The organism is Bacillus sp. 22190, from assembly GCF_052045575.1.
GTDB lineage: Bacteria > Bacillota > Bacilli > Bacillales > Bacillaceae > Bacillus > Bacillus altitudinis.
Genome location: NZ_JBQEPF010000011.1, coordinates 53,521 through 78,778, shown reverse-complemented (window position 1 = coordinate 78,778; position 25,258 = coordinate 53,521). Strand labels below are relative to the sequence as shown.

Genomic DNA, 25,258 nt, shown 5'->3' with positions numbered 1-25,258 from the left:
CTATTGGGTGAAGGAGAGAAAAAAATGAGTGTAGAAATGTATCATGGTGAACGTTCTAAAGAAAGTATTCAATTTGAAACATTATTCGCTTCGCAAAGTAATAAAGAGAGTTTTTCCAGTATCGAACAGACAAAAAAATTTCTTGAGCAAAAAGGAAATGAAAATACACAGCCTTATGCCATTGGGGAGGGTGTGAAGTTAATCAGTGAGGTACAAGAGCAGACTTTCGAAGGCATGCAAGTTTTCACATTGAATGAACAATCATCACAAAATCAAAAAGTCATTCTCTATCTACATGGTGGCGCGTGGACAAATCAGCCTTTGAATGTCCATTGGTGGTTCATGGATAAAATGGCGCAATCACTAGGTGCGAAAGTAGTCGCTCCTATTTACCCAAAAGTACCTCATTATAGCAACCAGGATACATATCCGAAAATGCTTAACCTATATAAAGACCTTCTGAAAACTGCCGGAAGTGCCAATCAATTGACGATCATGGGAGATTCAGCTGGCGGAAACATCTCACTTGGTCTTGCGCATCTTTTAAAGAAGGAAGATCTGCCGCAGCCAAAGGATATCGTGTTACTATCTGCGTGTGTTGATATGAGTATGAGCAACCCTCTCATTTTTGAATATGCAAAAAAGGACCCGATTCTAGGTCATGAAGGAATGGAAGTCATCACAAAATTGTGGGCAGCTGATCAAAGTCTCACAGATCCATTGATCAGTCCCATATACGGCGACTTCAAAGGACTAGCGAAGATCACTCATTTCATTGGAACACATGATATGTTATATCCAGATGCCATCAAGCTTGATGAAAAATTAACAGCACAAGGAATAGACATCAAAACCTTTGTTTATCCTGAAATGCTGCATGTGTTTGTTGTCATGCCAATTCCAGAAGCGGCAGATGCTCTGAAGAAAATCATTCAAGTGATCAATCGATAGGGATTCAGTTCACACCTAGAAAGGGTAAATGTTCTGATGTAAATAAGGGAAAAGGTTGCTTACTTGAAAGCAGCCTTTTTCAATTGAATATGAAATACATTCAAAATGGCAATTCACTACAGATTAAACGGTCTTTTAGCTGGTTAGTAAAGGAGAGTGAAGTTCAGTTCATCACCTCATGTTTGTCATAATACATACGAGCAGTGAGGCGAAAGGGGAACGAAATGAAAACGTTTGATCTATTGTTGCAGTGAGACACCCTTATTCAGATGAAAAAGATAGAAGAATTAGGGTAGTCAGCCCTTGCGGCATCTGCCGAGAGCTCATTTCAGACTTTGGACCAACATGTTTTGTCATCCTTGATATGGATGGGGAGCTGGTCAAGGTGAAAATCGAAGAACTCATTCCGCTCAAATATACTCGAAACTGATGTACCAGACTCAAGTCTTCTCATCGCTATCACCCTATCATTTCTTTAGAAATTTTCACAGTCATGATGTCCATTCAGCAAGTTCATTTTCTCTTAGCGCTTGTCTTTGACTCAAGATTATATCACAAAACAATATGCGTTTAATGGACCTTTTGTGATACGAGGAATCAAAGATTTTCGCATTGATGTCTATTATGCCAAAGCTAGTGATTCGTTTAGAGTGCATATCGTGATATATTTCAGCAGTCTCTTTGTTTTGGATAAATAGATTCCCTGGTAAATCACAAAAACCTAAACACATCTCCATTGTTATAATGGTGGATATTTGTTTAGGTTTTTTAGCGATTGAATTGCTTTCGAAGCACTAGGCATGAGGCCGCAAATACTGCGAAAGCGCCCGCTGATCCAGCAGCAAACACCAGCTCAGTTTGCTCTGGTTTGACTTTGAATAACAAAGGGATAGAAAGAATAAGTGCGGCACCACTAAAGCCTAATCCTAATATCAACATGGCAAACAATTTATTCATAGAAACACCTCTTACACTTAGAGTGAGAACACTGGAGACCTACTGATCTAAGTATCATTGTTATGATTCGACAACCTTTAACCTTCCTAGATGGAGTGTATCATATGAGGGTGGGCGATGGGTTTCTTTTCATGAAAACAAAATCGTACAACAAACGATTTTAAACGAACACTGTTCTTTACGAACGATGTTCGTTATAATATAAATGAAATGGAATTTAAAACGATTTCCACAAAGGGATGAGGAGATGCAGAAGATGACGTCATTATCTAAGAATCAAAAGCAAATCGCTATCATTGGAGGAGGACCTGGGGGACTAACACTCGCCTTAATTTTGCAAAATTACGGTATACAAACAACCATTTATGAACGGGAGATGCATGACAAGAGCCTTGAACGAGGCGGCTCACTGGATATTCACGAAGAAACAGGTCAAAAAGCCTTAAAAGAAGCAGAAGTTTATGAGAAATTTCAAAAGAACGCCCGCTATGAAGGGGAAGATTTCCGATTACTTGATAAATCAGGAAGAATTTATTTAGATGAAGAAACGGAATCAGATCAAACAGGTACTCGCCCGGAAATTGATCGTGGTGTGTTATGTGAACTACTGTTAGAACAAATTGATGCTGAAACCATCAAATATGGGTATAAACTAGAAAGATGCGTTTCATTAGAAAGTGGTATGACAGAGCTTCATTTTGAAAACGGAGTTGTCGAAACAGTTGACCTTTTGATTGGGGCTGATGGTGCTTTTTCTCGTGTGCGTCCTCTGTTAACAGATATTGAGATTGAATACTCTGGGCTCACGATGCTAGAACTGAATGTCTTAAGCGTAGAGGAGAAACACCCTGATTTAGCTGAATTTAATAAACGAGGTAAGATGTTTGCTTTGGCAGACCACAAAGGACTGATTGGGCAGTTAAACGGAGATGGCCGAATCAAAGTGTATGCAAGCCTTATGGTAGAACGCAACTGGATCGAGACTTGTGGTATACCGTTTCATCAAGCGAAAGAAGCAAAAGAACAATTATTAGCGTTATTTAGTGATTGGGATGATCAGCTGAAAAATTATATTCGTTATGCAGAAGATGCCATCATTCCAAGACGGATTTATACGCTTCCTGTCGGTTTCAAATGGAATCGTCATAAAGGAGTAACGCTTATCGGTGATGCAGCTCACGTCATGTCGCCATTCGCAGGCGAGGGTGTGAACATGGCGATGTTTGATGCAAGGGAGCTAGCACTTGCTATTGTCCGACATCCTCATCATATTGAAAAGGCGATTGAAGAATACGAAGACATGATGTATGAATATTCATCGGAAAAAGCGCATGAATCGGAGAATAGTTTAAAACTGTGTTTTTCAAATGACGCTGCGGTCAAGCTTGCAAATATGATGAATTCTTTTCAAAAGGATGATAATTGATGCTCAATTTACTATTTTACTTTGACATGTTATAAAGAGAGTATGAACAATTCAAATCGTCGTATGATCAGTCGCCGGTCTCGGCCGGCTAAACAACCCTTAAGCCGTGAGCTTATTGTGAAAACGGCCTATGAGCTTCTTAAGGAGCATGGGATAGAGGGCATGAGTATGCGTAAGGTGGCTAAAGCACTCGATACGGGACCTGCATCCTTGTATGTCTACGTGAACAATGTTCAAGAACTCAGTGCTTACGTATTGGATTATGGTCTCGGACAAATGGTTTATCCAGATTCAAAGGATAGCACATGGAAAGAACAGTTATTCGACATATTGCATACTTATTTCCTCCTGCTGTTCGAAAAACCTGGTCTCGCTGAAATTTCTCTTTCCACCATTCCACAAGGAACGAACTTTCTTCAGTTGACCGAACATCTTCTCGCTGCATTGCATGAAGGCGGGATCAAATCTACATCCGCAGCATGGGGAGTAGACCTATTGCTGTTATACGTATCTTCTGTAGCATACGAAAAGGTCTCTTGGAAGAAACAAGGCTCTTCACAAATTACAGACACAAAAAAAGCATTTCTTCAAGCAGACAAAACGCAGTTTCCTTTCATTCATCATGTAAAAGAAGAAATGTTTGCAGGTGATACCGTATCAATGAAACGGTTCCGATGGGGAATTGACGTCATTTTGTATGGCATCCAGCAGGAAGACAATTAGAAAGGAGCACAAGCAAAAAGCAGTCAATGGCTGCTTTTTTTATATGGTGATTTTCATATTTGTGATCTTGTGAGCATTATGATATATAAATAAATCTATATATTGTTTTTATATATAAAAAATTATATAATCTAGTGGAATAAAAAAATGAGGTGCTTAGGCGTGGAACATATTAAAAAGTTATTAGAGAGTTATATTCCTTTAGCAAAATCTACTGCAAAAATGTTTGGAACAAATTGTGAAGTGGTGATTCATGATTTAACGAATCCTCAAGCATCTGTCATGTTTACAGTAAATAACCATGTGACAGGAAGAGAAATAGGCCAATCATTTGATCATCTAGTCAAGACTGTATTACAATCAGAAGATTTTAAAGAAGATTATTTGGCTGGTTATACATTTGTAACAGAAGATAAGCGTACGATTCGTTCTTCGACTTCATTAATACGTGATTCAAAGCAAAAAGTAATCGGTGCTTTCTGTATCAATTTTGATGTTGAAGCACTAAATCAAATGCAGCAATTTATGGACACATTTCTTTCTACACAAGTGGAAGCTCAAGAAAAAGAAACAACATCAAATGATGATCTTGAAAATGTGGAAGAAATAGTAGATCAATTGATCCAACAAATCATTCAAAACAGTGTTCATCCAGTTATGAAACGTCATGAAAAAATTGAACTAATCAAATTCATGGATGAAAAGGGCATTTTTTTAATGAAAGGATCTGTTGAGAAGGTCGCATCTATGTTAGGCATTTCCAAAGTAACGGTCTATAGCTATTTGGATGAAATCAAAAATAAATCGAGGTAAGGAGTGTCAAAATGGAAAGCATACTCGAGGTAGGAAATCTAAAATCAAACGGACACTATGCATTCGCAACCATTCATCAAAACACGGTCTATGTGTCGGGACAATTTGCTATCAATCCTGAAACGACAGAAAAAGAGTTCGGCCCCATTGAAAAAGAGACATTACAAGCGCTTAAGAATGTAGAGATGATTGTAGAGGCTGCTGGAAGTCAAAAAGAAAAGATTTTGCGCATGACATTATACATTTCAGATATTGAATTATGGGACAAAGTAGATGCGGTTTATACTGAATTTTTCGGTGAACATAAACCAGCACGTACGATTGTACCAACGAATGAATTACATTTTGGTTTCAAAATTGAAATGGATGCCATTGCATATATTTAGAATATTTTTTTGACCACCCTATATAAAAAATTATATTTTATATAAAAAAATATTCAAAGGGGTAGATGATGAATGAATCAATTAATTTGTAACCATTGCGGGGAAAAATATGAGATGACACCAACTCTATGGAAATGTGATTGTGGTGGAGTATTCAATCTAGTGAAAGATACCCCGAAAATAGACGTCACAGCTTGGGATCACTATCCAAATTCATTATGGCGTTATGTTGAAACCATGCCATTTCAAAAAGATTCTAAGACGTGGGAAACTGTGACAATGGGCGAGGGCCAATCTCCTTTAATCGTTCTAGATCCTAATGAGCCAAACACATATGTAAAAGTTGATTATATGATGCCTACACTATCATTTAAAGACCGTGGAGCAGCTGTGTTAATGACAAAAGCTAAGGAATTAGGGGTAACAAAAGTCATTGCTGATAGCAGCGGGAATGCAGGAACGGCAATTGCTGCGTATGCGGCGCGTTGTGGTATTGCCTGTGACATCTATCTAAGTGATCAAACATCACCTAAAAAAGTCGCTCAAATAAAAGCCCACGGGGCAACGATTAAAGAAATTCATGGTACACGAGAGGACATTGCAGCTGCGGCCCAAAAGGCAGTAGACGAAGAAAACGTTTTTTATGCAAGCCATGTCTATAACCCTTATTTTTTCGAAGGTACAAAAACATACGCCTATGAAATCTATGAGCAACTAAAAGGAGCACCGGATGCTTTAATCATTCCGGTTGGAAACGGCACTCTGCTGCTCGGTGCGTATTATGGCTTTAGAGAGTTATTCGAAAATGGTCTCATTCATAAAATACCGAAAATTATTGCCATACAAGCAAAGAACTGCGCACCACTTGTGAAAGCTTTTCAACATGCGGAGGAATCAGCATCACCTGTCACAAATAAAGGGACTGTAGCAGAAGGGATCGCTATTGCTGCCCCAGCGCGTTCTAAACAAATTTTAGAAGCTGTATACAAGACGAATGGTACGTTTATTGATATTGAAGAAGAAGAAATTATACATGCACGCTCTAAACTGAGTCAGAAAGGATTTTATGTCGAAGTGACATCTGCCATCAATTTTGCTGGCTACATGAAATATCAAAAGGAATCAGAAGAAACCATTATCATCCCTCTTTGTGGGGCAGGGATTAAATCAAAATAACCTTAGGACTCCGTTGCGTGCCTCGTTGTCCTATTATAGGATCAATCAGGAGTAATATTTGCGAATGTTGAATACATTGACCATCACAATTTGAAAACGGAGGAATGATTCGTGGGAATGGATTTTACTCATTTCGAAGCACATTGGTCTTACACCGACTTCCATGATTTTAGATGCAAGTTAGCAGCATGTATCGGGAAGAACGCTCTCTATCTGGCAGAAGGAATGGAGTTAGCGCATCAACAAAATGAGCCAATCGGATTGATATAAGATGAGAAGAAAGCTACTTTAGAAAGCATGTTTAAACCGTAGTAGCTTTCTTTCCACTCTACCTAATTATTTTTCATTTGTTCCTCTCCCCAATAACATATCTCATCTAATACAGGCATCAGTGATAAACCCTTTTCAGATAAACTATATTCTACTTTTGGAGGCACTTGGGGATATTCTTTACGATGAATTAAGTGATCCGCTTCAAGCTCTTTTAGTGTATTGGTTAATGTTTTAAAAGAAATCGTTCCGAGCTTACATTTCAGCTGATTATAGCGAACAGGACCATCGTTTGAATATAAAGCATACAGAACTGGCATTTTATATTTCCCACCAATTAATGACAAAGTATACCCAAAACCAGTATCTTTTAGCTCAGCTTTCGTCTGGAAGGACTCCTCATTCATTTTATACTCTCCTTTGGGTTAGTATCGCACTTTGATTACCGTACTTGTAGTATGTTATAGCATACAATAAAATCAATGTACATCAAAAAATGATGCAAAACTCAGAAAAAGGGTGAATGAATAATGAAAACGATTGTCTATGCACATCCTTGGGATGGAAGCTATAATCATGCCATTTTGACTTCCATAACAGAAAAATTAGAAACAAAGAGAGAACCGTTTCAAGTAATCGATTTATATAAAGATGGATTTAATCCTGTGTTTACAGCTGAAGAATTAAAGCATTTTCATAAAGGAGAAACGCCTTATTCATTAGTGAAGGATTATCAAGAAAAATTAAAACAGTCAACAGAATTGGTATTTATTTTCCCAGTCTGGTGGTGGGATCTACCTGCTATGTTAAAAGGATTTATTGATAAAGTGATGTTAAGCGGTTTCGCATTCATTGAAGATCAAAACACTGGTACTTTGAAAGGTTTATTGACAAATATAAAAAAAACAACCGTGATCTCAACATCTACAACAGATAAGGATTATATTGAATCTGAAGCTGGAAATGCTATTCAAAGCGTTTTTATTAACAGAACGCTAGCTGATTTGGGATTGAAAAATGAATCCACGAAATGGATTCATTTTTCTAGAGTGAACTTAACAACAGATGAAAAGAGAAAGCAATTTTTAAAAGAAATATCCCAGATTATTTGATTTACAGTACAACAAATAAGGCCCATCTTCTACGACCGATTTAATTTCTTGAGAAGGTCGTAGAAGTTTTGAAATTTGAAAGAGGTGAGATTTAGACAAACAAAAGGATAGACTTGTACAAGAAGGTAAATGTAGATCCATTGTATGATCTGATAAACAATAGTCGTATAAGAATCCCACTATTTAAAGTAAAGCTTTATAACTTTAGTGCTACACGTTTCAGTAGACTCTTTATCACCAGTCATTTAAGCAACAACAAATCGAGCCTGCCTAATTGACCTCTTGCAGACAATTGATCATTGCTTTCTCCTCCAAATACCCCACTATTTAAATCCATACCATTTCTGTGTTTTTTTAATATTTCTTTTAGCACTGCCGGCTCAAGCAGATTGTTAACATCATTTCATTAAAGAAAATACTGACTCATACCATTTCTAAAGATAGGCAGGGTCTTAGTCACTAGCTCTTCTGATGAAATAAGTCTTCCATCCTTATTCCATGTGTATGCAGCTCCGTATATCCCCCAACTTAGCATAGTAGATAGGGTTGCTACCATTTGTTTATCCTCTAATTCGATGATGTTTTTAGTTCCTTTTAGCATAAGATCAGCTATTAGTTTCTGTAACTCCTCTTTAATTTTACTTTCGATAATAGTTCCTAAAGAATGATAACCTTTGGGACATAGGTCGCTTATCTCTTTATGGTGATCACACATGGCTAGAAAAATATTTGCAATGACTTTTTCATTGAATCCATCGTGATCATTGAGTCTTTTTTTCAATTTGTCTGTAAATGTATTGGTGATTGTAGAATGTAATAAATCAAATTTATCGTCAAAGTGCGCATAAAATGTAGCCCGGTTAATAGTAGCCTTTTCTGTGATATCACGTACCGTTATATGGTTGAAATCTTTTTCACTAGCTAACGAAAGAAAAGAGTCTACAATCAATTGTCTTGTACGAAGTATTCTCGGATCTTTTTTTGGCATAATTATTTTTTCTTCTCCTTTTAGGGTTCATCATCTTGTCTAAAAACGACAATACATTAGAAGTGTTGCGTAAACTACATATTGGCTATTTTGGTTATTGTTTATTATTCTTTTTCATCTTATCATCAATTATACAACGCGCGTTGCTTAAATAACACATGTTATTACGAAAGATTTTTGATCAAGGAAATCATTGTGATCATTCTGAATAACAAAAGGAGATAGACGACCATGAACATCACTATTTTTGGTGCAACTGGTGCAATCGGTCAACTTTTAACACAGTTTGCATTAGAAAACGGAGATATCGTTACGGTATATGTTAGAAACCCTGAGAAAATCAAGCAAAAGCATTCGAATTTACGCATTGTAACGGGTGAACTAACGAACACTTCAGCTATTGAAACGGCAGTTTCAGAAGCTGATGTCGTGATAAGCACCTTAGGTCCCGGCATTGATTTGTCTCGAAAACAAAAAGGTACACCGATCGCCGATGGACATAACCGAATTGTCAAAGCGATGAAGAAGTTCACCAAAAAAAGGTTGATTACACTCGCGACGCCAGCCTTGCAATCTGAAGACGATAAGAAAAGCTTATCGACGATATTGCCAAGAATATTGCCTAAACTTCTCATGCCAAATGGTTATGCCGAAATGAAGAAGATAGGAGAACTGATTAAAGAATCGAACCTGGATTGGACAGTCGTTCGAATCATTAATCCTAATATCAAATACAACGGGCAATCTTACGGTTATTCATTCGGCGATCAGCCAGCTAAAATGTCCGTATCTAGGGAAAATGTCGCTAAACTCATGTATGACGCTGCTAGGCAACACCAATTAATCGGAAAAATGCCCATTGTCTATAATCATTAAATCAGCTTTTTGTATGAGGTTGTTGATTCAGCAGAAATTATAGGAATCATTTAGGGTCATACCAAAATATTGCGTGTGCATTCTTTTTATAAGTATTCAAAATCAAAATCATAAAGGGGACATGATCATGTCAAAAGTATTATTTGTTAAAGGAACACCTCAAAGTGAGGAACAATCAAGAAGTACGCAAGTTGCTAGAGCATTTATCACTGAATATAAGAAAGTAAATCCAACGGATGAAATAATAGAAGTAGATGTCTATTATGCAAATGTGCCATTAATCGATGCTGATTTTTTAACTGGACAAAAGAAGTTAAGAAGTGGGGAAGTGCTAACAGATGTTGAATCACAAAAAATAGAAGCAGTGAATGCATTCACAAAGCAATTTATGGAAGCAGATAAATATATCATTCAGTCTTCAATGTGGAATTTAGGAATCCAACCTTTATTAAAAGCCTATTTTGATACAATCATGAGTGCTGGAAAAACGTTTAAATATACATCAGAAGGTCCAGAAGGATTGATGAAAGGGAAAAAAGCAATCCATATTCATGGTATGGGAGGATTTTATTCGCAGGCAATTGGAATGGAACATTCCGATTGTTACGTAAGAGGTGCGCTGAAGTTTGTTGGAATTGAAGTGGAACCAACGATTTTTGTTGAAGGTATTGACTATGATCCAACTAAAGAAGAAGAAATTGTTACTTCAACAATTGAAAAAGCAAAAACGGTAGCACGAACGTTTTAAAAAAGAGCATTGGTGGGATTAGTTAAAAAGATTTTAATTAACATCATCCCACCTCGCACGTTCAAAAGCGTAATAAAGAAGAATAGACAAAATACATTCATTAAAATCATAAAGGGGGAACATAGGATGAAAGTAGAAATTTGGTCTGATTTTGTTTGCCCGTTTTGTTTTATTGGCAAACGTCAATTTGAAATAGGGTTAGAACAGTTTGAACATAAAGAAGAGGTCGAAGTCTTATTTCGACATTTTCAATTAGATCCATATGCGAAAAAAAATACAGGAATGGATATCCATCAAGTATTATCCTCTAAGCATGGTGTCCCATATGAAAAAGCAAAAGTACTGAACAATCAATTGAAACAGAAAGCAAAAGAGGTTGGGTTAGATTATCAATTTGATACAATGATTCCTACGAATTCATATGATGCACTTCGTCTTTCTTATTATGCAAAAGAGAAAGGGAAGATTCGGGAGTTTATGGAACGTATTTTGAAAGCTCATTTCACAGATTCACTAGATATCGGTGATCACGCAACACTTGCTCAACTTTCAAGTGAAATAGGTCTTGATGGCAACGAAGCTTTGGATGTTTTATCAAATGATCAATATAGCGAGAATATCGCAGCTGATAGAGCCGAGGGATCTAAAATTGGGATTCAGGGCGTGCCCTTTTACGTTGTGAATGATAAATATGTCATCTCAGGAGCACAACCTAGCGAAGTGTTTTTAGAAACATTACAACAGGTATGGAAAGAAGAGTACGGGAATCGTAAGGTTGAAGAGCATAAATTAGAGTCGTCGCTCGATGAATATTGTTCAGATGGAACATGTAAATTTTAATGGATATTCAAAAAAGATATAGAAATCACAAAAGATTGATATAGCTACTTTAAATACCACTTTATAATGAAACATTTACTTCCAAAAATCAAAGGGGTTTAGCGATATGAAAAATACAATTTTCCAAGGCACAATCGAGCATTCAGGATTTGTAGTACCCGATATCGAAGTAGCAGTTGAATTCTTCACTCATATTTTGGGTTTTGAAGTCTTGTTCCGGCCAGGACGGATGCAGTTTGAAGACGATAGTTTAAAAAGATACTTTGGGGTTCACGAACATTCAGTTGTAGAAGGGGCGGCATTTTTGCAATATGGCGGTAGAAAGATTGAACTGGTTCAATGGTCGACGCCAGATCAACAGAATGTTCACCTAAAACCCAGTGATATCGGTGTAGCCCATCTAGCTATTACAGTCACCAATATAGAAGAGGCTTTAAAATATTTTGCAGAACAGTCTGATGTTAAAGTTAGAGAGCTGAGCCCTCTTGGATTTTTCTATATCACAACTTCATGGGGAATGGAGATTCAAATAATGGAATTACCCCAAAAACCTTTATGAACTATCTAATTTGTACCAAGTCAAGAACAAGGGTCCTTTAATTAGTTGAAACAATAACTGTATCTTTATTAATGGACCCTCTTTCTCCTTCTGATCAAAGGACACCAAGAAGGGTCCTTTCCATCTAGTTGACCTCTTGCAGGCAATTGATCATTGTTTTCTCCTCTTAATACCTCACTAATATCCTGCTTTCTTAAAATCCATATCATTTCTGTGCTTTTTGATGTCTCTCTTTAGCTTTGGCAGCTCGAGCAAAGTGTTAACAGCAGAATGCCCAATGCCAACTACTGCAATTCTGATACCGAGTCAGATCGCGATTTAAAATATCAGGAATACCATTCGATTGTTCATTTTCTGTCATAATCCCTTCAGCATTTATTGGGTTAGGGTTTTTCCACGTACCAGTGGCATGTATAACCGCCTTTGCTCGTAAGTTTTTTCTTCTTGATTATTTAATTTCACTCGAATGATAAAAGGCACAAGACCTCTGTCTTTTGTTTTTATCAACACCTTTTTGCCAATTAGGAGGACTGGGCTATTTAAATAACTATGTGGTTTCATTTAAAGAAGAGAAGTGGGTATTTAAATCAATCATTTTCACACGAATGAATCTTTGTTTGAATTCATATAATCAATTGATTATATAAGTTTTCAGTTATATACTATTGAAGGAGTTGAAAAGAGGGGGAATCATTGTGACTACAGATGTTTCAATTGGTGTGACACATATGTCGAATTGTTTAAAAACACTCAGTGATCAAACAAGACTGATCATGATGAAATTGTTTTTGGAGAAGGAATATTGTGTGTGTGAACTGGTAGATATGTTCGAAATGAGTCAACCAGCGATTAGTCAGCATTTACGAAAATTAAAAAAAGCTGGATTTGTTCAGGAGAACAGAAAAGGGCAGTGGCGTTATTATTCAATCAATACACTGTGTCCAGAATTTGAGACGATTCGGATCATCTTAAATCAAATTGATAAAGAAGACGACCTTATAAAAAGTATACAACATAAAGCAACAAACATGTCTTGTTCGTAAGGAGGGATGGGTTTGAGTTTTGCCGTTTTATCATTAATCATATTTTTGTTCACTTTGGTATTGGTTATTTGGCAGCCAAAAAATTTATCCATAGGGTGGTCCGCTTGTGGAGGAGCTATTTTAGCTTTAATCGTAGGTGTTGTGAATGTTGACGATGTGATCACCGTGACAGGCATCGTTTGGAATGCGACTTTAGCTTTTGTCGCCATTATCGTCATTTCACTTATACTTGATCGAATCGGCTTTTTTGAATGGGCAGCATTGCATATGGCAAAGGCTGCAAAAGGCAGTGGGCTACGTATGTTTGTGTATGTGACCATCCTTGGGGCAATCGTCGCTGCTTTATTTGCAAACGATGGTGCAGCACTTATTTTGACACCCATTGTTTTAGCCATGGTCAGAGCATTACACTTCAATGAAAAAATTGTATTCCCTTTTATTATCGCGAGTGGGTTTATTGCAGATACAACGTCGCTTCCACTTGTCGTAAGTAATTTGGTGAACATTGTAACAGCCGACTATTTCAACATTACGTTTATTGAATATGCATCCAGAATGGTTGTTCCAAACCTTTTTTCATTGCTAGCGAGTATCACTGTGCTGTACCTTTTCTTTAGAAAGAGTATACCAAAACGCTATGATATGACTGAGTTAAAGCAACCTAGGGAAGCAATAAAAGATCCAAAGATGTTTAGATTATCTTGGTATATATTAGCTTTTTTGTTGATTGGTTATTTTGCAAGCGAATTTTTATCTATACCTGTATCGGTCATAGCTGGAGTGATTGCCATTTTATTCTTGGTCATTGCACAAAAAAGCCCTGCTGTTCAAACAAAAAGCGTTCTAAAAGAAGCTCCCTGGGCGATCGTATTCTTTTCCATAGGTATGTACGTTGTTGTCTATGGCATGCGAAATGCAGGGCTTACTGATGCTCTTTCTAGCGTGATTCAAGCTGTAGCAGATCAAGGTTTATTGGCAGGGACTCTTGGTATGGGATTTATCGCAGCGATTCTTTCATCTGTCATGAATAATATGCCGACGGTCATGATCGATGCATTAGCCATTTCCGGCACCGATACACAAGGAATGATGAGAGAAGCGTTAATATACGCAAATGTCATTGGTTCTGATTTAGGACCAAAAATTACGCCCATTGGCTCCTTAGCAACACTACTATGGCTCCACGTCCTTTCTCAAAAAGGTGTGAAGATTTCCTGGGGGACATATTTCAAAATAGGGGTCATTTTAACTGTACCAACGCTATTCATCACACTTTTAGCATTGTATTTCTGGCTAATGATTATACATTAAAGGAGACGATCAACATGTCAAAGAAAACAATATACTTTTTATGTACCGGTAATTCTTGCCGCAGTCAAATGGCTGAAGGTTGGGCTAAAAAACATCTTGGAGATGAGTGGAAGGTCTATAGTGCTGGTATCGAAGCTCATGGATTAAATCCGAATGCTGTAAAAGCAATGAAAGAAATAGGGATTGATATTTCTAATCAAACGTCTGACCTGATTGATCAGAAAATATTGCATCACGCTGACTTAGTCGTCACACTATGCGGGGACGCAGCTGATAAATGCCCGATGACTCCACCTCATGTCAAACGTGTCCATTGGGACTTTGATGATCCAGCAAAAGCAGAAGGAACAGAAGAAGAGAAGTGGTCATTTTTCCAAAGGGTAAGAGATGAAATTGGAGATCGATTGAAACAGTTTGCTGAGACTGGAAAGTAGTGCTGCGTTTGAGTCGATTGAATATAAAATCTAATAATAAAGAGGATCAAGTCAAAGATTCTCTTTTTGCATTAATTAATATCTAGTTTACATAATATATATTCTAGGAAGTTAAGAAACAATTGAATTTTCTTTGTCTCATTATTAAGTATACTTATCTTATTGAGATAAAATAAAAAATGAAAATCCAACGGTTGATTCGTCAGATTTTCATTCCTCTAAATGTTTTAAGATTTTTGCAGGATTCCCGCCAACAATCACATTTGACGGAACATCTTTTGTCACAACGGATCCTGATGCAATGACAGCATGATCTCCGATTGTCACACCTGGATTGATAATGGCACCACCGCCAATCCATACATGATGTCCAATTGTGACTGGTTTGCCGAATTCAATACCTGTTTGACGTTCTTCTGGATTTAACGGATGTCCAGCTGTATATATATGGACATTCGGACCTAACAAACAATGATCTCCAATTGTAATCTTGCAAACATCTAATAACACAGCATCAAAATTTGCAAAAAAATGCTCGCCAACCTCGATATTGTATCCATAATCACATTGTATTCTGCCTTCAAATACCACATCATCTCCGCAAGCGCCTAAAAGCTCCTTTAAAATGGCCATTCTCTGTGATGGCTCATTTGTTTGCTGATAGGCAAATGTCAATTGTCGCGCTTTTGCTCGATCTTTCATCAATGTGTGGTCATTTGGGTGATAGTATTCTCCCTTGATCATCTTTTCTTTTTCTGTTTTCATGTTCATCTCCCTTTTATTGAAACTTCATTCATCGTTTGAATGAATGCCTCGGTGAATTGTGTCGTCGTCTCATTTCCTCCTAAATCCTTCGTTTTCAAGTTCTTTTTTAAGGTCTCACCAAGAGTATGTTCGATCAGACTGGCTGTCTGTTTTAATCTTTCATCTTGATATTTCACATGTAGCCAGTTACAAAGCATCACTGTAGAAAGAATCATGCCCATTGGATTGGCGATATTTTGACCAGCTATATCAGGTGCTGATCCATGTGCCGCCTGTGCCATCGCTTGATTTTCGTTACAATTTAATGAGGGTGCCATTCCTAAACTGCCGACTAGTTCCCCTGCAAGATCAGATAATATGTCGCCAAACATATTTTCTGTCACAATCACATCAAAATCACCTGCACGTCTCACTAAATGAGCAGCCATCGCATCAATATGAATATCCTCAACCTCCACTTGTGGATATGCTTTCGCTACCTCTTGACATGTTCGTAAAAACAAGCCAGATCCTAATTTGATCACGTTCGCTTTATGAACAATGGTGACTTTCCCCCTCCTCTCCACTGAACGTTGAAAGGCTGCGTGGGCAATACGGGTAATTGCTTTTTTTGTAAACACACCTGTAGATATGGCGACATCTGGTGTAATCATCCACTCTCCTGTCCCCTGATACATATTCCGGTCTGGATAAAAGCCTTCTGTATTTTCTCGAAAAATGACAAGGTCGACGCCACTGGCAACGCTTTTCACACCTGGCAGCGATTGCGATGGACGAATATTTGCAAATAAATCAAATGTATGACGCAGTTCTCCACTTGGATTTCTTCTTTCTTTCAATTGATCAGGATATGAAGCTGAATCATGAGGTCCTAATATCCAGCCATGGCATTTTTTCAAGGCGGCTATAGTAGATGCTGGCACTGGATCTTGATGAGAATGAATGGCTTCAGCACCGATAGGACACTCTACAAATTCCACAAATGGTTCATTGAACTGTGACAGCGCTGTCTTTAAAATACGCATACTAGAATTAACAATTTCCGGTCCAATCCCGTCTCCCTTTAAAACACCTATTCGATATGACATATGTATCGCCCCTTTTGTCTTTATTCTATCAAAGAATGATGAAGTTGGAATATTTTCTTCATGATGATCCTCCCTCATGTTATTTACGAATCAGGAAGTCTCCTTTATAATCGAGTAGATTTGTTCTGTATGACTACATAGATATGAGGGATTAGATGAAATTAAAGTGGTATAAAGCGATCATTGTTATTTTTACGATGTCTGGGATCTCCATCTCCACTTGGTTTTCAAGAACACCAGAAGTGAGAGATTTGTTGCAAGCAGATACAGGCACTATGGGACTCATTTTACTCGGCCTATCTGTAGGTTCCATTGTCGGGCTGATTCTTTCCAATGTATTCGTTCGCAAAAAAGGCGGCCGAGTGGCGATTGTGGTCAGCGCTTTTTTGATGTTTATTGGATTCTCAACCCTTGCAATCGGAGCCGCCCTCTCTTCTACGCTAATTGTCACTGCTGGCCTTTTTCTTTTTGGTTCAGGATCAGGCATGTGCAATGTAGCCATGAACTTAGAAGGAACGGAGATTGAGTATCAGATCAAGAGAACGATCCTGCCGATTTTGCATGCTTCTTTCAGTATTGGAACGTTAATTGGTGCAGGTGCCGGAATTCTCTTTATTTATTTAGGTGTGTCTGTCCTCATTCACCTTCTCACCATTGCACTCCTTTTCTTTCTCAGTATCCTGATTTGTACACGGTTTATTCCGCACGGGACAGGAAAAGATCCGGATGAGACGCAGTCAGAATCAGTTGAGGCTTGTCAAACATCATGGCTGAACAAACGGACGATCTCATTAGCGATGATTGCCTTATGTCTCGCATTTGTAGAAGGTTCTGCAAATGATTGGATTCCACTAGCAATGGTTGATGGCTATCAGGTTTCTCATTCAATGAGTACGGTCATCTATGCATTATTTTTGTGCGGGATGATTAGTGGAAGACTACTGAGCGGACGTTTCATTGATCGCTTTGGCAGGGTGCTATTGCTAAGAATCGCGATCTTATCTGCTGCCGCCGGACTATTCTTGGTGATTTTAAAGATTTCACTCGTCGTGTGTATGATATCTATCTTTTTATGGGGACTTGGCGCGTCCTTAGGCTTCCCGCTGACCATTTCAGCAGCTGGTGATGATAGCCGCTATGCTGTCAAACGTGTCAGTATCGTCACTTTATCTGGGTATACAGCCTCTCTATCAGGGCCCCCTGTTTTAGGACTGCTCGCCAATCAAGTCGGTCTGCTTCATGCGTTTATTTTTGTTCTGTTTGCCATTTGTATTGCAGGAATCTTTACAAAAGCTGTTGCAAAACCGACATCAATACATTCTTTTTGAAAAGTGCCAGATCTTTGATCTCGGTACTTTTTTTAAATTTAAAAAATAAAATTGAAACCTTTCATGAAGTGAAACAGTCCTATAGATGTCTTGATGTTTAGCGCTTTTTTAAAGAGGGAAAGTAAAAAAATAAGACTTTTCAAATAACTGAAAACGTGGTAAGATCATGAAAATAAACAGGAAGGGGTGAGAAAAATGAAAAAAAATATGCTGTTAAAATTAGCAGTCTTATTCATAGCACTTGCAAGTTTTCATTTGTTCTCAATGCCTCATTCCGTTCAGGTATACCATCATGCAAAGGTGGTTGCTGATCAAGAATCACATGAAATGAAAATCGTTCAGACAGCAGGCGATGAAAAGAAACAAAAACATGTGAACGCAGTATTTGCGGCATTTACAGCACTGCTAGTCATTGGCAGTATGGCAGCTGGATTTGCACGCATCACTTATACTGATCGATTTGACCGGAAAAAGAAGCATTTACTTGCAGTGTTCTACCAGTCTTCGAATTTCCGAGTAGCTCGTGTTAACCCAACCATTTAAATCAAACAAAAATTGGGAGGTTTTACACGATGTTATTTTTCTTAAGAGTATTCATTCTAGGTCTGTTCTCTGTCACTTCACTTTCTCTTTTCGTTTACCAAGGAATTGAAGTAGTGCATGCCATCACAAGCATGTTTGGCAATCACGAGAGTTAAATTGACCTCATCATAAAAAACCCCCTGCCTTACGCAGGGGGTTTTCATTTTGCTTATTTATTGTCATCTTGGTCAGATGCAGCAGGTGATAAAAGAACTTGAGTTACTTCTCCCTGCTCTTCCTCATCTAAAATAAACGATCCATTGCTATAACGATCATTTGCCCTTAGTGTGGAAATATCGAGCGGGATCGTGGCACCCTTTTCCGTATCAATCTCAAGTGTATCGTGTAGTGAAGCAGCAATCACAGCAACAATTCTGTGAGGGTTTTTCTTTAATTCTCTTAGCATGATCACTCCACGTTTTGCCCTTGATGTCTTATCAAATTCAGAGAGGTTCATCCGCTTCACAGCACCTCTTTGTGTCGTGAGAACAAGCACATTGTTCTTCGGATCAATCATTTGTCCAGAGACCACCTCGTCTCCGTCCTTCAAATTGATGCCTTTCACACCAGCCGCTCTCGGACCGACCACACTCACTTCTTCTTCATCAAACCATAATCCATAGCCATTTTTCGTTGCAATAAACAATTCTTGCTGACCTGTTGTGACATGAACATCTACAAGTTCATCATCACCTTTTAAATTCAAGGCGACAAGCGGTTTTGAATAACGCTGCGCTTTATATTGGAGAAGCTCTGTTTTCTTCACCATACCGCCTTTTGTGAAGAACAGGAGATACGATGATTCATCGAATTCTTTAATTGGGATCGCTTTTTGAATGGATTCATCGCGATCAATCGAAATAATATTCGTAATATGCTGCCCCATGTCTTTCCAGCGTATATCTGGCAGCTGATGAACTGGACAGTAAATATAGCTCCCTTTATTCGTAAAGAGCAGAAGAACATCTGTTGTATTCATTTCAAACTGGTGAATCAGTCGGTCTGTATCCTTCATACCGAAGTCCTTACCGTTTGATGCAGCATAGGAACGCTGGCTTGTCCGTTTGATGTATCCATCCTTTGTGACTGTGACGTACACGTCTTCTGATGCGATCATCACTTCAAGGTTAATCTTAATTTCTTCAATTTTTTCCTCAATGACAGATCGTCTTTCATCAGCATACGTCTTTTTCAACTTCTTCAAGTTGTTCGTAATGACTTTAAACAGCTTTTTCTCATTCGCTAAAATGTCTTCAAGTTCTGCAATTCGCACGTCAAGCTCTCTTGCTTCGTCTCTTAGTTGGGTGATATCTGTATTTGTTAAACGATATAACTGGAGAGAAACGATCGCTTCTGATTGTGCTTCTGTAAAATCATATTTCTCCATCAAATTGTTTTTCGCATCACGCTTATCATTAGACGAACGAATCGTCGCAATGACTTCATCTAAAATGGAAAGAGCTTTAATTAATCCATCTACAATATGATGACGTTCTTTTGCTTTTCGAAGCTCGTATGCTGAGCGGTTCGTCACCACTTCTTTTTGATGAGCAATGTAAGCGTCTAGTACAGTTGTAAGCGTCATTAAAGTCGGTCTTCTGTTATGTATCGCGACCATATTAAAGTTATATGGGATTTGCAGATCAGAATTTTTATATAAGAAATTCAAGACACCATTCGCATCCGCTTCTTTTTTCAGCTCTACAACAATCCGAAGGCCGGTACGATCCGTCTCATCCCGAACCTCAGAAATTCCTTCTACTTTTCTTTCAATGCGGAACTCGTCCATCTTTTTGACAAGATTGGCTTTATTCACTTCATAAGGAATTTCTGTGATCACGATTTGCTGGCGTCCACCGCGGATGGTTTCAATCTCCGCTTTTCCGCGAATCATAATCTTTCCTTTTCCTGTTTCATATGCCTTCTTAATACCATCCACACCTTGAATGATCCCGCCTGTTGGGAAATCAGGCCCTTTGATGACTGTCATTAAATCTTCAACCGTACAATGCGGCTGTTCGATTCGCTTAATCACGCCATCAATTACTTCTCCTAGATGGTGCGGCGGAATATCAGTCGCATAACCGGCTGAAATCCCTGTTGACCCGTTCACAAGAAGGTTGGGAAACATCGCTGGTAAGACAACAGGCTCTTTGCTTGTATCATCAAAGTTCGCGACAAATTCGACCGTCTCCTTGTCGAGGTCCTTTAAAAGCTCTGATGCAATGGCAGAAAGCCTTGCTTCCGTATAACGCATGGCAGCAGGAGGATCTCCGTCGATACTCCCGTTATTTCCATGCATCTCAATCAGCACATTTCGCACTTTCCAATCCTGGCTCATTCTCACCATGGCTTCATAAACAGATGAATCACCATGCGGATGATAGTTACCAATGACGTTACCGACTGTTTTGGCAGCTTTACGGAAGTTTTTATCTTGTGTATTTCCTTCTGCATACATCGCATATAAAATTCTTCGTTGTACAGGCTTTAATCCATCACGTGCATCTGGAAGTGCACGATCTTGGATAATATATTTACTATAGCGACCAAAACGGTCCCCAATCACTTCTTCTAACGGTAAATCATGAAATCGTTCTTGTTGTGCCATGTTTAAACCTCCTCAGCTAGCGACAAGTTTTCATTTTCAAGAATGTTGCTTTCCTCATCAAGTCCAAAGGCGACATTCTTTTCAATCCATTTACGGCGTGGTTCTACTTTGTCACCCATCAGTGTCGTGACGCGGCGCTCCACCCGTGCAGCATCATCGATCTTCACCCTGACAAGCGTTCTCGACTCTGGATTCATTGTCGTTTCCCATAGCTGGTCGGCATTCATTTCACCTAAACCTTTATAGCGCTGAATCGTATATCCTTTTCCAACTTTCTTTAGTACGTCATCCATTTCTTCATCAGACCAAGCATATTCAATGACTTCTTTCTTCCCTGAGCCTTTGCTGACTTTATATAAAGGCGGAAGGGCAATGAATACTTTGCCATGCTCAATCAGCGGCTTCATATAGCGGTAGAAGAATGTAAGCAATAGAACCTGAATATGCGCGCCATCTGTATCAGCATCTGTCATAATGACAATTTTGTCATAATTGATGTCTTCTACATTAAAATCGACACCAACCCCGCCGCCAATAGCATGGATAATGGTGTTGATTTCTTCGTTTTTGAAAATATCCGCAAGCTTTGCTTTCTCTGTATTAATGACCTTACCTCGAAGCGGCAGCACCGCTTGGAATTTTCGATCACGTCCTTGCTTGGCTGATCCACCCGCTGAGTCGCCCTCTACTAGATACAGTTCATTTCTTGCCGGGTTTCTAGATTGAGCAGGTGTTAATTTTCCGCTTAGTGTCGCTTCAGACTTTTTCCGTTTCTTGCCGCTCCTTGCTTCTTCTCTTGCTTTTCTAGCCGCTTCTCTTGCCTGCTGCGCTTTAATTGCCTTTTTCACAAGCAGCGTTGCCGTTTCGCGGTTTTCTTCAAGGAAATAAGCCAATTTTTCAGAAATCACGGCATCAACAGCTGACCTTGCCTCACTCGTTCCAAGCTTTCCTTTTGTTTGTCCTTCAAATTGAAGAAGTTCTTCAGGAATTCTGACAGAAATAACAGCTGACAGGCCTTCACGAATATCTGTACCTTCTAAATTTTTGTCTTTTTCTTTTAAAAGGGTCACTTTGCGTGCATATTCATTAAAGGCTCTCGTCATGGCCGTTTTTGCACCAGACTCATGCGTACCGCCATCTTTGGTTCTTACGTTATTGACGAACGACAAAATATTTTCTGAATATCCGTCGTTAAATTGAAAGGCAAAATCGACTTCAATGGACTGATGTTCCCCTTCAAACGAAACGACTTCACTAAGTACATCCTTTTCCTCGTTTAAATAAGCAACGAACGCTTCAATACCTGTCTCATAATAAAAGGTTTCCTGCACATCATGGCGCTCATCAATCAGCTCTATTTTTAGCCCTTTTAATAAAAAGGCTGATTCTCTTAAACGCTCTGATAATGTATCAAAATTATAGGTGGTGACACTGAACATCGTTGGATCTGGCTTAAAATGAATCAGTGTACCGGTCTTTTTCGTTTTCCCGATTTTTTCAAGTGATGTGACTGGCTTGCCGCCATGTTCAAAGCGCTGGTGATAAATAAATCCATCGCGTTCTATCGTCACGGTGAGCCACTCTGAAAGTGCGTTCACAACGGACGCCCCAACCCCGTGAAGTCCACCACTTGTTTTATAACCGCCCTGACCAAATTTTCCGCCTGCGTGCAGGACCGTTAAAATGATTTCTGGTGTCGGTTTTCCAAGCTTATGCATACCAGTAGGCATTCCGCGTCCTTTATCTTGGACGGAAATGCTGTTATCTTTATGTATTTTGACAATGATATGATCTCCATGGCCAGCGAGCACTTCATCGACAGAGTTGTCTACAATCTCATAGACAAGGTGATGAAGACCTCGTGAATCCGTCGATCCAATATACATCCCTGGGCGTTTACGGACGGCTTCAAGCCCCTCTAGCACCTGAATAGAATCATCGTTATAATCTACTTGCTGCTTTTTAACCAAATGCTTAATCCCCTTTCACTAACAAACATAACCGGCTAATCATCAATGATCTCTCTAGATTTTAATGATGATCATGCTGCTCATTACTGTCCACTTTAATAAGCTGCATCATCACCATGCATGTGTGATTCAGCGATACATGCTCTTTTGCACGGTTATGAATCATGTTCTACATTTTGCAATCAGAACTAGAAGTCCATTATAAACAAGACTGTTTCATAAGCCAAATGCAATCATATGATGGTTTTAGCAAAACAGAACAAATGTTCTATATTTATCTTATCGCTCTTTTTCTCGATATGCAAGGTCACCGATAGGTCCCTGTCGCCTTATTTTATCGCTTTCTTCTAGAATCGCAAATATATTTCTGCAACAAAAAAGCAAAAATCCTTGAAAAACCAAGGATTTTTGACGATTTAATGAGTTTTTGTCATCGCATGAGCCACTTTGATACATAAATCCATGATGGCGACCTTGCCATTTTCCTCAATCAGCCTTTTTGCCTCTTCATGATATACGCCTTGCTGCGCCCAAAAAACAGGTGCGTCTATTTCAAGAAATTCTTTCGCCACCTCAGGCAAAAACTCAGAACGTCTAAAGACATTGACGATATCAACAGGCCCTTCTATGTCTTTTAAAGAGTCGACCGCTTTTACCCCAAGTGCTTCATCAATCGTTGGATTGACAGGAATGATGTCATAACCGGCATCTTGCATGGCTTTTGAAACCATATAGGACGTTCGGTGCGGCTGATCTGACAAACCAACAACCGCAATTCGCTTACTGCTTTTTAATATACGCCCAATTTCTTGTTTTGAAGGATGTTTCATCCAGACACTCCTTTTCTTCTATTTTAGCGAATTTCTTGTTAAAAACAAAGCTGAATTCATCGGCCATCGTTTTTTTCAAAAAAAGATCGCCATGTTTTTCATAAGATCATGTTAAAATGTAAGACAAGAGGGAGAATATAAAGGAGTTATGCAGATGTTAATTGCTTTGATGTTTATTTTGGCTTATCTTCTCGGCAGTATTCCATCAGGTCTCATTGTCGGGAAAGCTGCAAAGGGAATCGATATCCGTGAACATGGCAGCGGGAACCTAGGTGCGACGAATGCATTCCGTACGCTAGGTGTGAAAGCAGGGTCCATCGTTATCACTGCTGATATTTTAAAAGGGACTCTTGCTTCGGCTTTACCGTTTTTCATGCAACTGGACATTCATCCCTTATTAGCAGGAGTTGCTGCTGTTATCGGTCACAGCTTTCCTGTCTTTGCAAAATTTAAAGGGGGAAAAGCGGTCGCTACATCAGGCGGCGTGCTGTTATTTTATGCCCCGTTCTTATTTATCACGATGATCGCTGCTTTTTTCTTATTTTTATACATTAGTAAATATGTTTCATTATCATCTATGCTGACTGGGATCTACACATTCATTTACAGCATATTCACCCAAGATCTATTTTTAATTATTGTTGTTGCTGTTCTTGCTGGCTTTGTGATCTTCAGACACATCGCCAACCTCAAACGAATTCTCAACAAAACTGAACCGAAAATCAAATGGCTTTAGCCGTTTCATCAATTTAAATATGTGGTAAAAGTAAAGAAAAGCTGTTTTTGCATCCTGCATTTAAAAACAGCATGACTTCAAAAAGGGGCGATCACATTGAAATTAACGATAAAAGATGATGCACTCAATTGGTACAAGAATGAACTGGATTTAGAAAAAGGTGATCATGTTCGCTTTTTTGTCAGATATGGCGGGTGCAGTAATGTACAAAAAGGCTTTTCTCTCGGCGTCGCAAAAGATGAACCTCAAAATGCCGGCGCAACCGCTGAAGTAGAAGGCATTACTTTCTTTGTGGAAGAAAGTGATATTTGGTATTTTGACAACCATGATCTGCATATTGATTATAACGAGTCCGTGAAAGAACCAGAATTTCATTATGAATAAACAAAAAGATACCTCATCCCTCGGGTATCTTTTTTGTTTATCACTCAATATAAAGTCCATACTCCTGAATGTTTCCTAACGACCGCTCTTTTTGTAAAATCCGTTTTTGCGAATCACCGATGAGATCAAAATGAGGAAAACCTTCGCGAACATGGATCCATTCTTTCTTTAATCCATGCTTTTGTCCCCAAGCGATTAATTGCTCCATATCCTGACAGGCTGCCTTTGTGACAGTATTCGCATGCGGAAAACGGTCATCAAGCCAATAGTGTGTCAAAAAAGCCACATTCCCTTGCCGAACAGCTGATTTCCAAGCATGTAGATCCTTTCTTTTAATTCCAAATGCCATGA

General features: G+C 38.7%; 28 protein-coding genes and 1 pseudogene. 20 read left to right on the top strand and 9 right to left on the bottom strand.

The features are described 5' to 3' along the window. The first annotated feature begins 24 nt into the window (after positions 1 to 24). The gene (locus tag ACTJKA_RS14650) at positions 25 to 951 is read left to right on the top strand and encodes an alpha/beta hydrolase fold domain-containing protein (protein WP_052320588.1); all 927 of its coding nucleotides are present in this window, start codon (positions 25 to 27) and stop codon (positions 949 to 951) included. Positions 952 to 1,189: 238 nt separating this feature from the next. Next, positions 1,190 to 1,381: pseudogene (locus tag ACTJKA_RS14645) on the top strand (cytidine deaminase); the annotation flags it as partial. Between the two features lie 338 nt (positions 1,382 to 1,719). Here the strand turns inward: ACTJKA_RS14645 and ACTJKA_RS14640 are convergent. After that, positions 1,720 to 1,908 (bottom strand): hypothetical protein, encoded by a 189-nt coding sequence (locus ACTJKA_RS14640; RefSeq protein WP_017359560.1) that lies wholly within the window; start codon positions 1,906 to 1,908, stop codon positions 1,720 to 1,722. 256 nt (positions 1,909 to 2,164) lie between these two features. Between ACTJKA_RS14640 and ACTJKA_RS14635 the strand changes: the two genes are divergently transcribed. The 5 genes from ACTJKA_RS14635 to ACTJKA_RS14615 all read left to right on the top strand — a co-directional run bounded on the left by ACTJKA_RS14635 (position 2,165) and on the right by ACTJKA_RS14615 (position 6,432). Continuing rightward, positions 2,165 to 3,334, top strand: a complete 1,170-nt coding sequence (locus tag ACTJKA_RS14635) for an FAD-dependent oxidoreductase (protein ID WP_035391902.1) — start codon at positions 2,165 to 2,167, stop codon at positions 3,332 to 3,334. 42 nt (positions 3,335 to 3,376) lie between these two features. Continuing rightward, positions 3,377 to 4,057, top strand: coding sequence for a TetR/AcrR family transcriptional regulator (locus ACTJKA_RS14630; RefSeq protein WP_440607820.1), 681 nt, complete (start codon positions 3,377 to 3,379; stop codon positions 4,055 to 4,057). A gap of 162 nt (positions 4,058 to 4,219) precedes the next feature. Next, complete coding sequence (locus ACTJKA_RS14625) at positions 4,220 to 4,870, top strand: helix-turn-helix transcriptional regulator (RefSeq protein ID WP_025207415.1); 651 nt, start codon at positions 4,220 to 4,222, stop codon at positions 4,868 to 4,870. Positions 4,871 to 4,881: 11 nt separating this feature from the next. Next, positions 4,882 to 5,256, top strand: coding sequence for a RidA family protein (locus ACTJKA_RS14620; RefSeq protein WP_017367342.1), 375 nt, complete (start codon positions 4,882 to 4,884; stop codon positions 5,254 to 5,256). A gap of 72 nt (positions 5,257 to 5,328) precedes the next feature. Next, a complete protein-coding gene (locus tag ACTJKA_RS14615) occupies positions 5,329 to 6,432 on the top strand; it encodes a threonine synthase (protein ID WP_440607819.1) in 1,104 nt (367 codons plus the stop codon). 332 nt (positions 6,433 to 6,764) lie between these two features. Here ACTJKA_RS14615 and ACTJKA_RS14610 read toward each other — a convergent pair whose 3' ends face one another. After that, the gene (locus tag ACTJKA_RS14610; protein ID WP_440607818.1) at positions 6,765 to 7,109 is read right to left on the bottom strand and encodes a winged helix-turn-helix transcriptional regulator; all 345 of its coding nucleotides are present in this window, start codon (positions 7,107 to 7,109) and stop codon (positions 6,765 to 6,767) included. A gap of 123 nt (positions 7,110 to 7,232) precedes the next feature. Between ACTJKA_RS14610 and ACTJKA_RS14605 the strand changes: the two genes are divergently transcribed. Then, positions 7,233 to 7,814 carry an NAD(P)H-dependent oxidoreductase gene (locus tag ACTJKA_RS14605; protein WP_017359568.1) on the top strand — a complete coding sequence of 194 codons (582 nt, stop codon included), beginning with the start codon at positions 7,233 to 7,235 and terminating at the stop codon, positions 7,812 to 7,814. Positions 7,815 to 8,220: 406 nt separating this feature from the next. On the opposite strand, the gene ACTJKA_RS14600 is transcribed toward ACTJKA_RS14605, so the two are convergent. Then, positions 8,221 to 8,802 carry a TetR/AcrR family transcriptional regulator gene (locus ACTJKA_RS14600; RefSeq protein ID WP_440607817.1) on the bottom strand — a complete coding sequence of 194 codons (582 nt, stop codon included), beginning with the start codon at positions 8,800 to 8,802 and terminating at the stop codon, positions 8,221 to 8,223. 231 nt (positions 8,803 to 9,033) lie between these two features. On the opposite strand from ACTJKA_RS14600, the gene ACTJKA_RS14595 reads away from it, so the two are divergent. From ACTJKA_RS14595 to arsC, 7 genes are all read left to right on the top strand, one after another. Continuing rightward, entirely contained in the window at positions 9,034 to 9,678 is a 645-nt protein-coding gene (locus tag ACTJKA_RS14595) for an NAD(P)-dependent oxidoreductase (protein WP_007499309.1), read from the top strand. A gap of 127 nt (positions 9,679 to 9,805) precedes the next feature. Next, positions 9,806 to 10,426 (top strand): FMN-dependent NADH-azoreductase, encoded by a 621-nt coding sequence (locus tag ACTJKA_RS14590; protein ID WP_270107722.1) that lies wholly within the window; start codon positions 9,806 to 9,808, stop codon positions 10,424 to 10,426. Positions 10,427 to 10,552: 126 nt separating this feature from the next. Next, positions 10,553 to 11,266: a DsbA family oxidoreductase gene (locus ACTJKA_RS14585; protein WP_440607816.1), complete on the top strand. Its 714-nt coding sequence runs from the start codon at positions 10,553 to 10,555 to the stop codon at positions 11,264 to 11,266. 106 nt (positions 11,267 to 11,372) lie between these two features. Further along, positions 11,373 to 11,825, top strand: coding sequence for a VOC family protein (locus ACTJKA_RS14580; protein ID WP_017359572.1), 453 nt, complete (start codon positions 11,373 to 11,375; stop codon positions 11,823 to 11,825). Between the two features lie 695 nt (positions 11,826 to 12,520). Further along, entirely contained in the window at positions 12,521 to 12,868 is a 348-nt protein-coding gene (locus tag ACTJKA_RS14575; protein ID WP_017359573.1) for an ArsR/SmtB family transcription factor, read from the top strand. 12 nt (positions 12,869 to 12,880) lie between these two features. After that, on the top strand, positions 12,881 to 14,179 hold the full coding sequence (locus tag ACTJKA_RS14570; RefSeq protein ID WP_017367334.1) for an arsenical efflux pump membrane protein ArsB: 1,299 nt from the start codon (positions 12,881 to 12,883) through the stop codon (positions 14,177 to 14,179). Positions 14,180 to 14,193: 14 nt separating this feature from the next. Further along, on the top strand, positions 14,194 to 14,613 hold the full coding sequence (gene arsC / locus ACTJKA_RS14565) for an arsenate reductase (thioredoxin) (protein WP_025207406.1): 420 nt from the start codon (positions 14,194 to 14,196) through the stop codon (positions 14,611 to 14,613). A 210-nt stretch (positions 14,614 to 14,823) separates the two neighbouring features. On the opposite strand, the gene ACTJKA_RS14560 is transcribed toward arsC, so the two are convergent. Continuing rightward, entirely contained in the window at positions 14,824 to 15,378 is a 555-nt protein-coding gene (locus ACTJKA_RS14560; RefSeq protein ID WP_046527314.1) for a sugar O-acetyltransferase, read from the bottom strand. A 2-nt stretch (positions 15,379 to 15,380) separates the two neighbouring features. Beyond that, on the bottom strand, positions 15,381 to 16,544 hold the full coding sequence (locus ACTJKA_RS14555; RefSeq protein ID WP_440607815.1) for an isocitrate/isopropylmalate dehydrogenase family protein: 1,164 nt from the start codon (positions 16,542 to 16,544) through the stop codon (positions 15,381 to 15,383). 77 nt (positions 16,545 to 16,621) lie between these two features. Here ACTJKA_RS14555 and ACTJKA_RS14550 point away from each other — a divergent pair, with 77 nt between their 5' ends. The 3 genes from ACTJKA_RS14550 (at position 16,622) to ACTJKA_RS14540 (ending at position 18,492) form a co-directional block, all read left to right on the top strand. Continuing rightward, positions 16,622 to 17,794 carry an MFS transporter gene (locus ACTJKA_RS14550; RefSeq protein ID WP_046527312.1) on the top strand — a complete coding sequence of 391 codons (1,173 nt, stop codon included), beginning with the start codon at positions 16,622 to 16,624 and terminating at the stop codon, positions 17,792 to 17,794. A 195-nt stretch (positions 17,795 to 17,989) separates the two neighbouring features. After that, the gene (locus tag ACTJKA_RS14545) at positions 17,990 to 18,337 is read left to right on the top strand and encodes a hypothetical protein (RefSeq protein WP_008343786.1); all 348 of its coding nucleotides are present in this window, start codon (positions 17,990 to 17,992) and stop codon (positions 18,335 to 18,337) included. Between the two features lie 29 nt (positions 18,338 to 18,366). Further along, positions 18,367 to 18,492, top strand: coding sequence for a hypothetical protein (locus ACTJKA_RS14540; protein WP_008343787.1), 126 nt, complete (start codon positions 18,367 to 18,369; stop codon positions 18,490 to 18,492). A 53-nt stretch (positions 18,493 to 18,545) separates the two neighbouring features. Here ACTJKA_RS14540 and parC read toward each other — a convergent pair whose 3' ends face one another. The 3 genes from parC to ACTJKA_RS14525 form a co-directional block, all read right to left on the bottom strand. Continuing rightward, positions 18,546 to 20,987 (bottom strand): DNA topoisomerase IV subunit A, encoded by a 2,442-nt coding sequence (parC, locus tag ACTJKA_RS14535; protein WP_008343788.1) that lies wholly within the window; start codon positions 20,985 to 20,987, stop codon positions 18,546 to 18,548. A 2-nt stretch (positions 20,988 to 20,989) separates the two neighbouring features. Then, positions 20,990 to 22,957: a DNA topoisomerase IV subunit B gene (gene parE, locus ACTJKA_RS14530; RefSeq protein ID WP_007499323.1), complete on the bottom strand. Its 1,968-nt coding sequence runs from the start codon at positions 22,955 to 22,957 to the stop codon at positions 20,990 to 20,992. A 416-nt stretch (positions 22,958 to 23,373) separates the two neighbouring features. Next, positions 23,374 to 23,787 carry a CoA-binding protein gene (locus tag ACTJKA_RS14525; RefSeq protein WP_048001484.1) on the bottom strand — a complete coding sequence of 138 codons (414 nt, stop codon included), beginning with the start codon at positions 23,785 to 23,787 and terminating at the stop codon, positions 23,374 to 23,376. 154 nt (positions 23,788 to 23,941) lie between these two features. Here ACTJKA_RS14525 and plsY point away from each other — a divergent pair, with 154 nt between their 5' ends. Next, entirely contained in the window at positions 23,942 to 24,523 is a 582-nt protein-coding gene (gene plsY / locus ACTJKA_RS14520; RefSeq protein ID WP_008343794.1) for a glycerol-3-phosphate 1-O-acyltransferase PlsY, read from the top strand. 96 nt (positions 24,524 to 24,619) lie between these two features. Next, a complete protein-coding gene (locus ACTJKA_RS14515; RefSeq protein WP_008343795.1) occupies positions 24,620 to 24,907 on the top strand; it encodes a HesB/YadR/YfhF family protein in 288 nt (95 codons plus the stop codon). A 40-nt stretch (positions 24,908 to 24,947) separates the two neighbouring features. Here ACTJKA_RS14515 and ACTJKA_RS14510 read toward each other — a convergent pair whose 3' ends face one another. Beyond that, complete coding sequence (locus ACTJKA_RS14510; RefSeq protein ID WP_008343798.1) at positions 24,948 to 25,256, bottom strand: hypothetical protein; 309 nt, start codon at positions 25,254 to 25,256, stop codon at positions 24,948 to 24,950. Positions 25,257 to 25,258: the final 2 nt, after the last annotated feature.

Coding starts and splice junctions, on each gene's coding strand:
- ACTJKA_RS14640 (WP_017359560.1), bottom strand. CDS start 1,908: ATGAATAAATTGTTTGCCATGTTGATATTAGGATTAGGCTTTAGTGGT.
- ACTJKA_RS14610 (WP_440607818.1), bottom strand. CDS start 7,109: ATGAATGAGGAGTCCTTCCAGACGAAAGCTGAGCTAAAAGATACTGGT.
- ACTJKA_RS14555 (WP_440607815.1), bottom strand. CDS start 16,544: ATGAGGGAGGATCATCATGAAGAAAATATTCCAACTTCATCATTCTTT.
- ACTJKA_RS14525 (WP_048001484.1), bottom strand. CDS start 23,787: ATGAAACATCCTTCAAAACAAGAAATTGGGCGTATATTAAAAAGCAGT.
- ACTJKA_RS14540 (WP_008343787.1), top strand. CDS start 18,367: ATGTTATTTTTCTTAAGAGTATTCATTCTAGGTCTGTTCTCTGTCACT.
- ACTJKA_RS14545 (WP_008343786.1), top strand. CDS start 17,990: ATGAAAAAAAATATGCTGTTAAAATTAGCAGTCTTATTCATAGCACTT.
- ACTJKA_RS14635 (WP_035391902.1), top strand. CDS start 2,165: ATGACGTCATTATCTAAGAATCAAAAGCAAATCGCTATCATTGGAGGA.
- ACTJKA_RS14510 (WP_008343798.1), bottom strand. CDS start 25,256: ATGGCATTTGGAATTAAAAGAAAGGATCTACATGCTTGGAAATCAGCT.
- ACTJKA_RS14615 (WP_440607819.1), top strand. CDS start 5,329: ATGAATCAATTAATTTGTAACCATTGCGGGGAAAAATATGAGATGACA.
- ACTJKA_RS14630 (WP_440607820.1), top strand. CDS start 3,377: ATGAACAATTCAAATCGTCGTATGATCAGTCGCCGGTCTCGGCCGGCT.
- ACTJKA_RS14560 (WP_046527314.1), bottom strand. CDS start 15,378: ATGAAAACAGAAAAAGAAAAGATGATCAAGGGAGAATACTATCACCCA.
- ACTJKA_RS14550 (WP_046527312.1), top strand. CDS start 16,622: ATGAAATTAAAGTGGTATAAAGCGATCATTGTTATTTTTACGATGTCT.
- ACTJKA_RS14600 (WP_440607817.1), bottom strand. CDS start 8,802: ATGCCAAAAAAAGATCCGAGAATACTTCGTACAAGACAATTGATTGTA.
- arsC (WP_025207406.1), top strand. CDS start 14,194: ATGTCAAAGAAAACAATATACTTTTTATGTACCGGTAATTCTTGCCGC.
- ACTJKA_RS14595 (WP_007499309.1), top strand. CDS start 9,034: ATGAACATCACTATTTTTGGTGCAACTGGTGCAATCGGTCAACTTTTA.
- ACTJKA_RS14580 (WP_017359572.1), top strand. CDS start 11,373: ATGAAAAATACAATTTTCCAAGGCACAATCGAGCATTCAGGATTTGTA.
- plsY (WP_008343794.1), top strand. CDS start 23,942: ATGTTAATTGCTTTGATGTTTATTTTGGCTTATCTTCTCGGCAGTATT.
- ACTJKA_RS14650 (WP_052320588.1), top strand. CDS start 25: ATGAGTGTAGAAATGTATCATGGTGAACGTTCTAAAGAAAGTATTCAA.
- ACTJKA_RS14605 (WP_017359568.1), top strand. CDS start 7,233: ATGAAAACGATTGTCTATGCACATCCTTGGGATGGAAGCTATAATCAT.
- parC (WP_008343788.1), bottom strand. CDS start 20,987: ATGGCACAACAAGAACGATTTCATGATTTACCGTTAGAAGAAGTGATT.
- ACTJKA_RS14620 (WP_017367342.1), top strand. CDS start 4,882: ATGGAAAGCATACTCGAGGTAGGAAATCTAAAATCAAACGGACACTAT.
- ACTJKA_RS14585 (WP_440607816.1), top strand. CDS start 10,553: ATGAAAGTAGAAATTTGGTCTGATTTTGTTTGCCCGTTTTGTTTTATT.
- ACTJKA_RS14590 (WP_270107722.1), top strand. CDS start 9,806: ATGTCAAAAGTATTATTTGTTAAAGGAACACCTCAAAGTGAGGAACAA.